The organism is Gardnerella vaginalis (assembly GCF_001546485.1).
Lineage (GTDB): Bacteria > Actinomycetota > Actinomycetes > Actinomycetales > Bifidobacteriaceae > Bifidobacterium > Bifidobacterium vaginale_D.
Map to the genome: position 1 here is coordinate 18915 of NZ_KQ956883.1, position 12382 is coordinate 31296.

General features: G+C 44.6%; 10 protein-coding genes and 1 pseudogene. 4 read left to right on the forward strand and 7 right to left on the reverse strand.

Annotated features, from left to right (window positions below):
* Window positions 1–17: 17 nt before the first annotated feature.
* The 3 genes from HMPREF3208_RS06260 to HMPREF3208_RS06270 form a co-directional block, all read right to left on the reverse strand.
* Window positions 18–263, reverse strand: a complete 246-nt coding sequence (locus HMPREF3208_RS06260) for a hypothetical protein (protein ID WP_016637539.1) — start codon at window positions 261–263, stop codon at window positions 18–20.
* The gene (locus tag HMPREF3208_RS06265) at window positions 263–697 is read right to left on the reverse strand and encodes a DUF948 domain-containing protein (RefSeq protein WP_032814526.1); all 435 of its coding nucleotides are present in this window, start codon (window positions 695–697) and stop codon (window positions 263–265) included. Before HMPREF3208_RS06265 ends, HMPREF3208_RS06260 begins: the two co-directional genes overlap by 1 nt.
* 150 nt (window positions 698–847) lie before the next feature.
* Window positions 848–1522 carry a histidine phosphatase family protein gene (locus HMPREF3208_RS06270; protein ID WP_064347817.1) on the reverse strand — a complete coding sequence of 225 codons (675 nt, stop codon included), beginning with the start codon at window positions 1520–1522 and terminating at the stop codon, window positions 848–850.
* A gap of 665 nt (window positions 1523–2187) precedes the next feature.
* Between HMPREF3208_RS06270 and rpsD the strand changes: the two genes are divergently transcribed.
* Complete coding sequence (gene rpsD, locus HMPREF3208_RS06280; protein ID WP_004113375.1) at window positions 2188–2814, forward strand: 30S ribosomal protein S4; 627 nt, start codon at window positions 2188–2190, stop codon at window positions 2812–2814.
* A gap of 227 nt (window positions 2815–3041) precedes the next feature.
* Here rpsD and HMPREF3208_RS06285 read toward each other — a convergent pair whose 3' ends face one another.
* The 4 genes from HMPREF3208_RS06285 to HMPREF3208_RS06300 form a co-directional block, all read right to left on the reverse strand.
* Window positions 3042–3830, reverse strand: a complete 789-nt coding sequence (locus HMPREF3208_RS06285; protein WP_064347820.1) for an ABC transporter ATP-binding protein — start codon at window positions 3828–3830, stop codon at window positions 3042–3044.
* 5 nt (window positions 3831–3835) lie between these two features.
* The gene (locus HMPREF3208_RS06290; RefSeq protein ID WP_016637210.1) at window positions 3836–5047 is read right to left on the reverse strand and encodes an ABC transporter permease; all 1212 of its coding nucleotides are present in this window, start codon (window positions 5045–5047) and stop codon (window positions 3836–3838) included.
* 66 nt (window positions 5048–5113) lie between these two features.
* Window positions 5114–5563, reverse strand: a complete 450-nt coding sequence (locus tag HMPREF3208_RS06295) for a DUF4418 family protein (RefSeq protein WP_016637209.1) — start codon at window positions 5561–5563, stop codon at window positions 5114–5116.
* A gap of 396 nt (window positions 5564–5959) precedes the next feature.
* Window positions 5960–8962, reverse strand: coding sequence for an ATP-dependent helicase (locus tag HMPREF3208_RS06300; RefSeq protein ID WP_064347823.1), 3003 nt, complete (start codon window positions 8960–8962; stop codon window positions 5960–5962).
* A gap of 255 nt (window positions 8963–9217) precedes the next feature.
* On the opposite strand from HMPREF3208_RS06300, the gene HMPREF3208_RS06305 reads away from it, so the two are divergent.
* From HMPREF3208_RS06305 to HMPREF3208_RS06315, 3 genes and pseudogenes are all read left to right on the forward strand, one after another.
* Window positions 9218–9799 (forward strand): xanthine phosphoribosyltransferase, encoded by a 582-nt coding sequence (locus HMPREF3208_RS06305; protein WP_016637207.1) that lies wholly within the window; start codon window positions 9218–9220, stop codon window positions 9797–9799.
* A gap of 558 nt (window positions 9800–10357) precedes the next feature.
* On the forward strand, window positions 10358–11581 hold the full coding sequence (locus tag HMPREF3208_RS06310) for an acetyl-CoA C-acyltransferase (RefSeq protein WP_064347826.1): 1224 nt from the start codon (window positions 10358–10360) through the stop codon (window positions 11579–11581).
* A 34-nt stretch (window positions 11582–11615) separates the two neighbouring features.
* Window positions 11616–12382: pseudogene (locus HMPREF3208_RS06315) on the forward strand (hydroxymethylglutaryl-CoA reductase, degradative); the annotation flags it as partial.

Below are 12382 nucleotides of genomic sequence, written 5' to 3' on the forward strand. Positions count from 1 at the left end.
ATTTAACAAAATCCTCATTAAAATTCTTCGTGACGGCGATGAGCATAACGCGAATTAAGCTCAGCTTCATGCTTTTTGCGACTAGCGTTAAAATCTTTCAACAAACCTAACACAGTAGTCAAAGTAATATTTTCCGGCTCTTTACTAAACATAAATTTGCGAGCAGTATCCGGCATTTTCGCTTTTACGTAAGCACGTGCTTTTGTTACTGCAAGTACACCAATTACAATGCCAACACACATCCAAAATAAGCGCTTAAACATTACTCACCCCTGCTTGCAGTGCTATCGGAAGATTCTTTTGCAGCGTGACGTCCAGTAGAATGTGAATCAGTTGGCACCGTTGGCTTATTAAAGAAAGAAGCAACTGTGTCTTTGAGTGCATAGCCGGCAGCAGCAATCTTCACAATTGGTTTACCTAAGAATGCTCCATACAAGTCGGTAAGAGCACCAATATTTGTAACAGTTGTGCGAGTAGCTCCTGAAACAGCATTTACATCGTCAAGAGTTTTATTCACCTGCTTAATAGTTGTAACCGACTCATCAATTGCAGGCATCGCATGCTCACCCGACTCTTTAACAGTTTTCGCAATCTGATCAAACAACTTGCCCAATCTGATTAACGGATAAATCAAAAAGCCTGAAAGCACAGCAAATGCAATTGCAGCAATAAGAGCAGCTATGTCTCCAACGCTCATCGTAACCTCTTTCTGTACTATTTTGCTTAAGATTTCGCTGTGCTGAAAGCTCATATAACAGCAAAACAGACTATGTATTCAACCCTTCGCAATGACTTAAGACTAACGAACGGTAACGACGCATATGTCTTAAGCAAGTAAAAGCAAAAGCTACTCGTCATAGCCTTGAATAGTGATGGCATTATCAATGGGCTGAGTAGTGTCAAAATCAAGTCGCGTTACACTTCCATTTGCTGGACGTTCGCTTAAATCGTAACCGGCAGGAGCAAAACGGTGCATCAAACTCAAAAGTGTATTTCCGTGTGAAATTTGCAAAACATTATCTCCATCATGCAATGAAGCATTTGCAGCAATTAGCGCAAAACCCTCCTCTACGCGAGTCCAATACTCAATATCTGACTCGGCATCGTGGAAAGGATCTGCCTCTTTAAGCATGTCACGAGTGGCTGCAAGCCCAAACTTTTCAACAATTTCATTATAAGTGTGAGCTCCATGAGGAGCACCCGCTGCCCACCAAGCCATTTGCATATCTTGACCTTCAAAATAGCCATAGCATTGCTCGCGAAAATGCATATCGCTCACAAGCTTCGGACGAGCGTTACCAGCTGCTTCGTTTACGTCGAGAATACGCTGAGCTGTGATTTGCGCACGCGTAGTATCCGAACAGTATGCGGCGGCAAAAGTAACATTTTCCAGCTTTTTTGCAGCCGTATCAGCATCCTTCAAACCTTTTTCCGTAAGCGGAGAATTTGACCAACCTTGCAGACGATTGTAACGATTAAATAGCGTCTGACCGTGACGCACTAAATAAAGATGCAGCAACATAACTCCATTATTGCACCACGCGGTACATATATTTTAGTTGCGATTTTGTTTAATGTGGAGCGAGTTTTGGCTGGTGTTTGGCTGGTGGGTTTTCTTAAGTGGCGATTTTATTTTGCGAGATTCTTGAGTATCGTCTATGAGTTTTGGCTAATGTGTTCGGTGTTTAGTGTTGTGAGGTCAAGGAAATTTCAGCATCGTGTACAACGCTCGTACACTTTGCGTGTACTCGCTGCTGAGCTTGCGTTGAAAGCACACTGTGCTTTCAACCTTGAGCAAGCTCACGCTCCGAATTGCCTTCGCAGCACTAATGTTAGTGTTCTCTACGCAATAAGTACTCAACGTCTGCAGAGCACAACTGCAAAACTTCATAAACATACAAGCAACCGATTTGTGCGAAAAATATCAGCAATTATTCTTACTGGTGTGTAGAATTAGAAACGATGCCTATTTTGTGTAAGCATCATCTGGAGCCTTAGCCCATCAGTGGGTCGGCGCGCGGTAGTTATGGCGTTATTTCAACGTTTTAATACTTACGCGTTCGTGTGTTAGCACGAAGAAGCACTGGAGAGGCCGGCTCAGCGTGAGTAATTTTCAAGTATTTTAACGAATGCTTAAAAGTTTGACTTGCGTTCCGTTCAGATAACGACAGAATTAAAGGATTAGCTATGACTAACATTCAGCGTTCTCGCCGTCAGGTGCGTCTTTCTCGCGCCCTCGGCATCGCTTTGACCCCAAAGGCTCAGCGTATCTTCGAGAAGCGCCCATATGCTCCAGGTGAGCACGGCCGCACTCGTCGTCGTACCGAGTCCGATTACGCAGTACGTCTTCGCGAGAAGCAGCGTCTTCGCGCTCAGTACGGTCTTTCCGAGAAGCAGCTTCGTGCTGCTTACGAGAAGGGTACGCACACTGCAGGTCAGACCGGTGACGCAATGCTCACCGATTTGGAAACTCGTCTTGATGCTTTGGTTTTGCGCGCAGGCTTTGCTCGCACCACTGCCCAGGCTCGTCAGTTTGTTGTACATCGTCACATTTTGGTTGATGGCAATCTTGTTGATCGCCCATCTTACCGCGTGAAGCCAGGTCAGACCATTCAGGTTCGTGCTAAGAGCCAGACCATGGTTCCATTCCAGATGGCTGCAGAAGGCGTTCATCGCGACGTTTTGCCAGCAGTTCCTGGTTACCTCGATGTGAATCTTGCCTCTTTGAAGGCTACTTTGACTCGTAAGCCGGAAGTCGATCAGATTCCAGTTGAAGTCAACATCCAGTACGTCGTCGAATACTACGCTCGTTAATTTCGTCGATTTAATTCTTAAGGACATACCGCTTGACCCCTGCTATGCGATTGCGTGGCAGGGGTCAATGCGTTGTGTATAAAAACTCGCGCATCAAAAAATAGGAAAACGCGAACTAAGTTCCTCACGTTTGGAGCGCAAACCCACACTAAACCCTCCAAACGCGAGAAAAGTTGCGCGCATTTGGAGCGATACGCCAGTCCAAAACCTCCAAACGCGAACTAATTTCAGCGAATGGAGCCAGCATCCATTGTGTAGGTGCGATCCGCACTTCGAGCAGCATCAATATCATGCGTTACCATCAGCACAGCTGAACCATTATTTGATGCAGTACGCAATATTTCCATAACTATGCGAGTATGCTCAGAATCCAAATCACCAGTAGGCTCATCAAGAAGTAGAAGTTTTGGATTATTGATAAGAGCGCGCACAATCATTACGCGACGCATCTCACCACCGGAAAGCTCCCTTGGATAACACCACAGCAATTCTTCAATATGCAATTGCTTACACAGATTAAGAGCGCGATTTGAGTAGTAATCTTCAACGTCTGCACTCTTGTTTTTTTGATTGCTACTTTTTTGATTACTGCCTTTTTGATTGCTACTTTTAGCAATCTGAACAGGCAGAAAAATATTATCGTATACAGTAATATTCGGCAAAAGCGTTTGTGATTGCGTAACGAAACCTAAATTTTGCGCACGCAATTGAGATACCTGCGCATCACTAAATTTGGGCGCAGAAATCTCTTCGCCGCAAACCGTTACACTTCCGTGAGTTGGCTTCAGTAATCCTGCAATCAAATTTAGTAAAGTAGATTTTCCGTTGCCAGATTTTCCAACAATTGCCACAAAATCACCGCAACTCAACGAAAAACTCACATTATTTACTGCAGCAAATCTGTGCTTTCGTCGCACAAACTCTCGTGTCACATGCATAAGTTTGAGTGCAACAAGAGGTGATTTTTCGCTATGAGATACTGATTTTTCATTATTCAATACCGATTTTTCACTCATGCTGACTACTCCCCTGCTCGAAGAGTTACATACGTTTCACGTATGGCAATACGCCACGTAGTAAGTACTGAAGCTACAATAACGACCATTGTTGCGAGCATCACACTCACAGTCATAAGTACTATTACCGGTAACGCCGTTACCTCCAAATATGGAAGTTGCACTTGCTGCGCAATAAGCGAGCTGTAAGGGAAGAGTATAAGACTTGCAAATGCAACACCAATAACACCTCCCACAAAACCAAGTATTGCGGACTCGTGAGCAACAATTGACAACAGCATCGTTCGATTAACTCCCAGTATGCGTAAAGAAGCAAATTCTTTTTTACGCTCATTCACAGATGTTGCGAAAACTGCAATCAGAACCAACATACCAACAATCCAGAATGCCGCTATTACGAGCGTTAAGGTACGCGTTACAACACCAAGATTAGCTTGAGTAGTTGCAGTAATTCCACCTGGAAAAACTATTCCAATGCTTGGAATCCTAGTTGTTTTACGAATATTTTCGGCAACTTGTTTAGCACTATAACCTTTGCTTATTTTTACTAAAACAGCAGAAATTGCTTTTTTTGCATACTCTTTAGGAATGGCAGTGTGGTGCACTTTTGTAGAATATTCGACTACTTGCGGCACACTCTCGCGGCGCACGAATACTGAATTGTCAATGCTCGTACCAGTTTTTGCGAGCTGAGCTACTACAGGCCATTGATGCCCAAAAAGACGAACCGTATGCATGTAAGAAACAAGTACGTTTGCTCCAGCAATCATCTCACCTTTTTGCAAAGTTTTTTTGTGCTGCGAATAAATCCAAGGACCAATAACGAAGTCTGAATCTGGATCAAAACCAATAATTTGTAATTTTTCCGCACAACATCCTGCTGAAAGTGAAGAAATATACGTTTGTGCACTTGCTTTTTGAACTCCAGGCGAACGTCTTACTAAATCCTCAATATTATTAGTAAAATAAAATGTACTAGAACCACCGTTGGTTAAAAGTGCTTCAGCTTTAGTATGCGTGCCTTGTGGAATAACCATAATATCGGCTCCCATTCGCTCACGCATACTGTTTAAGCCTTGTGCAAGATTCATAGAAAGCAGCGAGCCGCCGAAAAATATTGCAGACAAACATGCAGCCACAACAATAAGTGCAGAAGTGCGCAAAGGTTTGCGTTTTATATTTTCCAGCGGCAATCGCTTCAATGTAATAGTACGCATAGTAGAATTACTTACTAAAATTTTCTAGAATTACTTCATTAATTGCGTTATTACTTAGCTTCGTTACTACTTAGCTGCGCACTCGCAAGAAGACTTAGTGTCGAAATACACAGAAACAGCTGCGAACACCAATGCTAGAACGGAAAGCACAATCAACGTTGGGCGCATAACCGAAGCGCAATGCATCATAGGGCTTTTGCACACACCAATAAGGAATGTTGTAACAGAAAGCATAAGCAAAGAATTCACCATTACAGCAATATTTAAGCCAGCGCGAACCTGTTCTTTCACAAACAATGCAATAATACCGAGAACTGCAATAACTACGCCAATTCCAATAGCCACACGACCTGTGTAGTAACATGCCATAGGTTGCATCATCATAGGCATTTTGTGCATGCTTCCACCTTTGCTCATGCCTCCAATTGCGCATGGCTTTGCAAACGTCAATGGCGCAATGGCAATCAGCAAACCAAAAATAATTGCAGGAATTGATGCGAATAACTTGTTTTTCATAATAAATACCTCGTTACATGTATGTTATTAATTTTTTAGTGTCACATTGTCTTTAATGCCACACGCCTTACGGCACTCACGTTTGCAAGTGCCACGCTTTCGTCACATCCTTATTTTGTGCATACAAAAACCGTAACTTCCCAGCATTCACAATCAAGTACCCACAACCAAGCACTTGCAATAGTTTCCCCATACCTCATAACTATTAATGTTCTGAAGTTATATTTTCGTTTACTGTTATATTTTTTCTTATAGCTTAAGAGAAAACAAGTCTTGAATATTTTGTTTTCATGTATATAATTGCAGCATTAATTATGACAATATTACCAATATTCATGCGTGCAATTTTTGATTATTGCGCATTATTTTACGAGTAAGCTACATAAAAGAAAAAATTTATAATTTCTCTATAGGCGCTACTCGGAGCATTAATCGTTTGACGCCGTCAGAACCGAAGTCGACGGTAATAATGGAATTCCTGCCCTTATCTTGAGTTGCGAGCACAGTTCCTAAGCCGTAAGTATCGTGCGTAATTTTATCTCCGACTTGGAAATCTTCAATATTAAGATTATTGTCTTTATCCATTACTCTGGAAGATGAGCCAAGTTTTGTTGCACTTGTTGACGATGCTGATTTAGCCATAGTTTTACGTGTTTTTACTGCACTTGATTTTGACCATTGAGATTGAGAACCATAGGCAGGACCATAGGCAGAACCGTATGAAGAACTATGCGATTTACGCCCATACGACTTAGATCCGTAAGATTTGCCGGAACCGTAAGATTTGCCATAGCTGTGAGATCTGCTGGAACCGTAAGCGCTGCCACCGTAGGTCGTTTTCTCGCTAAAAGTATCGCTATAATCGTCACTCCAGTCGCCGAAATCGCCATCAAAATCGCTACCGAAATCATCGCCGCGCCTAGACGAAGCCCCCCAACGCTCAACATCAGCCTCTCTGCGCTTCCAATCAATCAAATTATTTGGAATCTCATCCAAAAACTGACTTGGCAGCATTTCCTGAGCCTGACCCCACTGCGAACGCACAGCAGCACGCGTCACATATAGACGCTGCTTAGCACGCGTAATTCCAACGTAAGCAAGCCGGCGCTCCTCGCAAAGCTCACTATCGTCTTCCAAAGCTCGAGCATGCGGGAACGTGCCCTGCTCCATGCCAGTTAAGAACACAACCGGATACTCCAAACCCTTAGCCGTGTGAAGCGTCATTAACGTAACTTTGCCAGTATCCTCGTTTTCGTCCGGCAACTGATCCGAATCTGCCACAAGAGCTGTCGTTTCGAGGAAACCAGCTACGCTAGCATCTGGAGTATTCTGCTCATACTCAGCAGCAACCGACTGCAATTGTGACAAATTATCCACGCGAGCAGCATCCTGCGGATCTTCAGAACGTTGCAAATCTTCCAGCAAACCGCTGTCTTTTAAGATACTGTCAATAACTTGAGAAGGCTTCGAATCGTTGTCTTGCATACACGTCATTAAATTGTGCATAAGATTGCGAAACTCTTTAAGCTTAGTTGCAGTGCGAGTTGGCATGCCGTCAATCGACTCCAAATGCTCCAAAGCTTGCCAGAAGCTCACTCCTTGTGTTTGGGCGTAAAGCGTTAGCAAAGCTTCCGCACGAGCGCCAAGTCCACGCTTTGGTACGTTCAAAATTCTGCGCATATTCACGTCATCGTCCGGATTTGCCATAGATTGCAAGTATGCGAGCGCATCTTTTACTTCGCGACGTTCGTAGAATTTTATGCCACCAACCAGCTGATATGGGAGTCCTGCTTTCATAAGTGCATCTTCTAACGAACGCGATTGTGCATTAGCACGATACATAATTGCCATATCTGAATATGCGATGCCTTCTTCTCCAGCCAATCGTGCAATCTCTTCCGCAACCCAAGCTGCTTCCTGTTGAGCACTGTCTGCAGCATAGCCGGTAATTGGAGCACCTTGACCTAAAGCAGTCCACAATTTTTTAGGCTTTCGACCTTGATTATGCGAAATAACAGCGTTTGCGGCATCCAAAATTGTTTGCGTAGAGCGATAGTTTTGCTCAAGCATAATAGTGGTTGCGTTTGGAAAATCCTTCTCAAAGTCTTGAATATTGCGAATATCTGCGCCGCGGAATGCGTAAATTGATTGGTCTGAGTCGCCGACGACGGTGATTGATGCAGGAGGATCAGCGGGCTGCTGCGACTGCGACTGCTGTGCTGCAACTGCGTTACTTTGCTTTACATCAACTCCCGCAAGTTCTCGAATAAGCTCATACTGTGCGTGGTTAGTGTCCTGATACTCGTCAACCAAAATATAGCGGAACTTGTGACGGTAGTATTTAGCAACTTCTGGAGCATCACGCATAAGTTGCACGGTTCGCATAATTAAATCGTCAAAATCAACTGCATTCGCTTGCGCCAAACGATACTGGTATTCCGCGTACATAACTGCGTACACAGCCTCAGCATTCCCAGAATGCGCAATTTGTTGACCTGCAACGCCAGGCTTGTAATCGTTTGCATACATGTCGAGTTGCTCACGCCAACTCATCAAACTATTTTTGCAATCCGAAATTTTACCTAAAATACTACGCGGCGTAAAACGCTTTATATCAACATTAAGTTCAGTTGCAATTATTTTTACTAAACGCTCGCAATCAGCAGTATCATAAATAGAAAAACCTGATTTTAAATCAATATATTGTCCAGATCTGCGAAGTATTTTTACACACGCGGAATGGAAAGTCGAAACCCACATAGTATTTGCTTCGGCGCCGATAAGTTGACTTAAGCGTTCGCGCATTTCTGCAGCGGCTTTGTTAGTAAAAGTGATTGCGAGAATTTGGCTTGGCCACGCACCTTTTTGGCTTAAAATCCAAGCGATTCTGCGCGTAAGAACTCGTGTTTTACCACTTCCAGCGCCTGCACCAATGAGTAGCGCTGGTCCATCGTATTGGACTGCTTGAGATTGTTGCGGATTTAAACCATCCAGCAACGTTTTAGGATCAACCGTAACGTGCGAAGTAGTGTATTCTTGCAAATACGTTTCTTGTGAAGTGTTTTGTTGCAAATATTGTTCTTGTTGCAGAGCAGACTCTTCTTGCTGATATTCTTGCGAAGCGTCTTGCTGATATTCTTGCGAAGGCACGTATTCTTGCGCATAAGCATCAGCGTATTCATCGTATCCGTAATTTGCATAATCATTCGCATGAGCAGCATTATCGTATAACTGTTCGTCAGAAGTATAAAAATTTTGCATTTCATCTATAGAATCTGCAGGAGCAAATGCCGCATTGTCAGACACAACAGAATTGTCAGACACAACAGAATTATCAGGCGATTCATTACTAGCTACTGGTTCACCTAATAAATCACTTATGTACCCATAATTACTCATACTGACACTCCGTTAATACTGCTTAATTTACTTACGCTTTATCTTGAGCAATCACAGTGCCCCCACAGTTTGATTGCATACACGTCTAATCAGGTTTACCACATACTGCAGTCGTTTTAAGTATGTATTGTGTCACGGCTATGGGTATGCTTATGCGTACTGCAAATCGTAAATTTACATAATACGAATAACTTGCAAAAAGCTCCAAAATGACGAAATGGGAATCGTTGGAGTATACGAAAGGATTGATACATCGTGCAGGAACTTGAGGAACGCATTCGCAAAGATGGCATTGTGAAGCCTGGCAACGTGTTGAAAGTGGACGCTTTTTTGAATCACCAGTGCGATGTTGCGTTGTTTGACCATATGGGAGCTGCTTGGGCAGAACATTTCCGCGATGCTGGCATTAATAAGATTCTTACGATTGAAGCTTCTGGAATTGGTATTGCTTGCGTTGCTGCGCGTCACTTTGGAAATATTCCCGTGGTTTTTGCCAAGAAAGCGCAATCTATTAATCTCGATGGAGACCAATACGTTTCTACAGTATTTTCTTTTACGAAGCAGCGAGAATTTCCGGTGATTGTGTCTCGTAAGTATTTGAGCGCTGAAGATCGCGTGCTTATTTTGGATGATTTTTTGGCTAACGGTAAAGCTTTACAAGGTTTAATTGACATTTGCGATCACGCTGGAGCCACAGTTGCCGGCATCGGTATTGCGATTGAAAAGGGCTTCCAAGGCGGCGGCGATGCGCTTCGCAAGGCAGGATATAACTTGGATTCGCTCGCTATTGTTGACGCGATGGATCCTGTTGATGGGTCGATTTCGTTCCGTAAGTAGCGCTCCGACCTGCTTTCGCGCTTAGAGCGTAGCGCGCGAAAGTAACTCGGAGCGGAAACTCGCTAAAGTTGGAAATCCAGTGGACTTCCAACGCGAGTTTCGTAGCGAGCGCGTTAACCGCGCGAGCGTCCTTCGTTCAGTGCGAAAAATCTCAAATCTCACCACACGAATATTCCTGCAACTCAAGTCGCGTAACTAAGCTTCGGGCGGGTTGGTGGTTGAGTGGGTTTGGTGTAGTGTGTGCGGCAGCATGAATGCTAGTGTTCTCTAATCAGCAAATACTCAGCGTCTGCAGAGCAATACTGTTAAAGTTCACTCATCAACAAATACTCAACGTTCGCAAAGCACAACTGCAAAGCTACAGAAACATTTGCCGGAGAATATTACGGCATTTATGGTCGGCTTTAAGCGCACAAACTCACTCAAGCAAGTGCAAATGTGAAGGAAACGAGAAAAATTACTAGAGACTCTCGATTTTACGTAAGAATACGATAAAGTAGTCCGGTTGGTATGTTGCAATACATAATGCAACAAACAATTGATTAGGTGGCTAAACATATGACTGAAGTGGTGATTGCGAGCGCTGTACGCACGCCTATTGGCAAATTCGGCGGCAGCTTATCTTCGCTTTCCTCAGTTGATTTAGGAACGATTGCCGCAAAAGCCGCAATCGAACGCGCAGGTCTTAATGCTCACGACGTAGATCAGGCCATTTTTGGCAACGTTTTGCAAGCAGGCAGCGGTCAGAACGTAGCTCGCCAAATCGCATTGCGCGCAGGACTCGACACTTCCAGCTGCGCAATGACTATTAACGAAGTGTGCGGATCTGGCTTAAAAGCAGTGCGCTTGGCGCAATCCGCAATCGTTATGGGAGACGCGCAAGTTGTTGTTGCAGGCGGCACCGAAAGTATGAGCAACGTGCCATTTTATGCAACTAACTCGCGATTTAGCGGACACAAATACGGAAATTTTGCGCTTATTGACGGCCTGCAGCGCGACGGCTTAAACGACGCTTTTACAGGCGACGCAATGGGCGTTACTGCAGAAAATGTTGCCGCAAAATTTGGTATTACTCGCGAAGCACAAGATATTTTTGCGCTTAAATCTCACCAAAAAGCTGTTGCCGCTATTAAGCGAGGCGATTTTGATTCTGAGATTGTGCCAGTAACTCTTGCAGACGGAACCGTTGTAACTCGCGACGAACATCCTCGTGCAGATACGTCTTTAGAGCAGTTGTCGAAATTGCGCACGCTGTTTAAAGCGTCGGACGAAAATTCAGGCGCGGAGCGCGAAGTTAGTGCGCGCGAATCTACCGTAACTGCCGGAAACGCAAGCGGAATCAACGACGGAGCCGCAGCCCTCGTACTTATGAGCAAAGATTACGCGCAAGAGCACGGAATTGAATATCTTGCGCAAATTGTGGGATTTGCAGAAGGTGGAATCGACCCAGATTTAATGGGATACGCTCCAAAACACGTGATGGAACGCATGCTACGCTCAACCGGAAGCAGCGTTGAAAGCATTGATTTGTTTGAGATTAACGAGGCTTTTGCAGCGCAGAGCATTGCAGTTTCGGAGCAACTTCATATTGACGAGTCGAAACTAAATGTGAGGGGCGGCGCGATTGCGCTCGGTCATCCGCTGGGTGCTAGCGGAGCGAGAATTTTGACAACGCTTATGTACGCTCTGCGAGACAGTAATAAGAAGAACGGCGTGGCAGCACTATGTGTTGGCGGCGGAATTGGCGTTGCAATGCAGATTAAGATGCGAAATAATCAGTAGCATTCGTAGTCGGTAAAATCATGAGGTGATTTCGATGACTGCTTTTCGTGAATTAAGCGTGGAAAATCGCATCAAAACCTTAAAAGATGAAGGATGTTTAAATGAAACTGAAGCAGCATTGCTGATTCAACAGCTTGCAGAAAGTTCTAACGCTACCATACCTGCAGACATTGCAAATCATATGATTGAGCATCAGATTGGAAAGTACACGCTTCCGGTTGGCGTTGTGCGTGGGCTGATTGTGAACGACGAAGTGCGGGACGTGCTGGTTGCAACCGAGGAGCCGTCCGTGATTGCAGCCGCCTGTAATGGAGCAAGAATTGCTGCAACAAGCATTGAAGGCTGTATTGTAGCAAACTCGCCACAATACGTAACAACTGCGCAAATAGTTTTTGAAGACTTGGATTCAAGCGTAGCGGCGCGTTTGAGCGAGATTGCTAAGAATCGTGAAAAGATAGAAGAACTACTACGCGTTGCAAACGAGTCACACCCATCAATGATGAAAAGAGGTGGCGGCGCGCGCGAATGCCGCGTTTCAGCTTTGCACGGCTTCGCCAAACTCGAAATTGACGTAGATACATGCGACGCAATGGGCGCAAACACCGTAAACACTATGGGCGAAGCCGTCAAAGCCCAGCTGGAAAGCTGGCTCGGCGTGCAAGCGCTTGTAGCAATTCTTACCAACACAAGCCGCGTTGCCACCACGGCAGAAGTGCGCATACCGGTTGAAGCTTTAGTTTCAAGGCGGCTTGAAGAAGCTAAACGCGAAGGCGAAGGAAAGCGCCTTGCGCGCCGAATCGC

Bases quoted from the DNA above. Each gene is read 5' to 3' on its own strand.
- HMPREF3208_RS06260 (WP_016637539.1), bottom strand. From the start codon at position 263: ATGTTTAAGCGCTTATTTTGGATGTGTGTTGGCATTGTAATTGGTGTA.
- HMPREF3208_RS06265 (WP_032814526.1), bottom strand. From the start codon at position 697: ATGAGCGTTGGAGACATAGCTGCTCTTATTGCTGCAATTGCATTTGCT.
- HMPREF3208_RS06270 (WP_064347817.1), bottom strand. From the start codon at position 1,522: ATGTTGCTGCATCTTTATTTAGTGCGTCACGGTCAGACGCTATTTAAT.
- rpsD (WP_004113375.1), top strand. From the start codon at position 2,188: ATGACTAACATTCAGCGTTCTCGCCGTCAGGTGCGTCTTTCTCGCGCC.
- HMPREF3208_RS06285 (WP_064347820.1), bottom strand. From the start codon at position 3,830: ATGAGTGAAAAATCGGTATTGAATAATGAAAAATCAGTATCTCATAGC.
- HMPREF3208_RS06290 (WP_016637210.1), bottom strand. From the start codon at position 5,047: ATGCGTACTATTACATTGAAGCGATTGCCGCTGGAAAATATAAAACGC.
- HMPREF3208_RS06295 (WP_016637209.1), bottom strand. From the start codon at position 5,563: ATGAAAAACAAGTTATTCGCATCAATTCCTGCAATTATTTTTGGTTTG.
- HMPREF3208_RS06300 (WP_064347823.1), bottom strand. From the start codon at position 8,962: ATGAGTAATTATGGGTACATAAGTGATTTATTAGGTGAACCAGTAGCT.
- HMPREF3208_RS06310 (WP_064347826.1), top strand. From the start codon at position 10,358: ATGACTGAAGTGGTGATTGCGAGCGCTGTACGCACGCCTATTGGCAAA.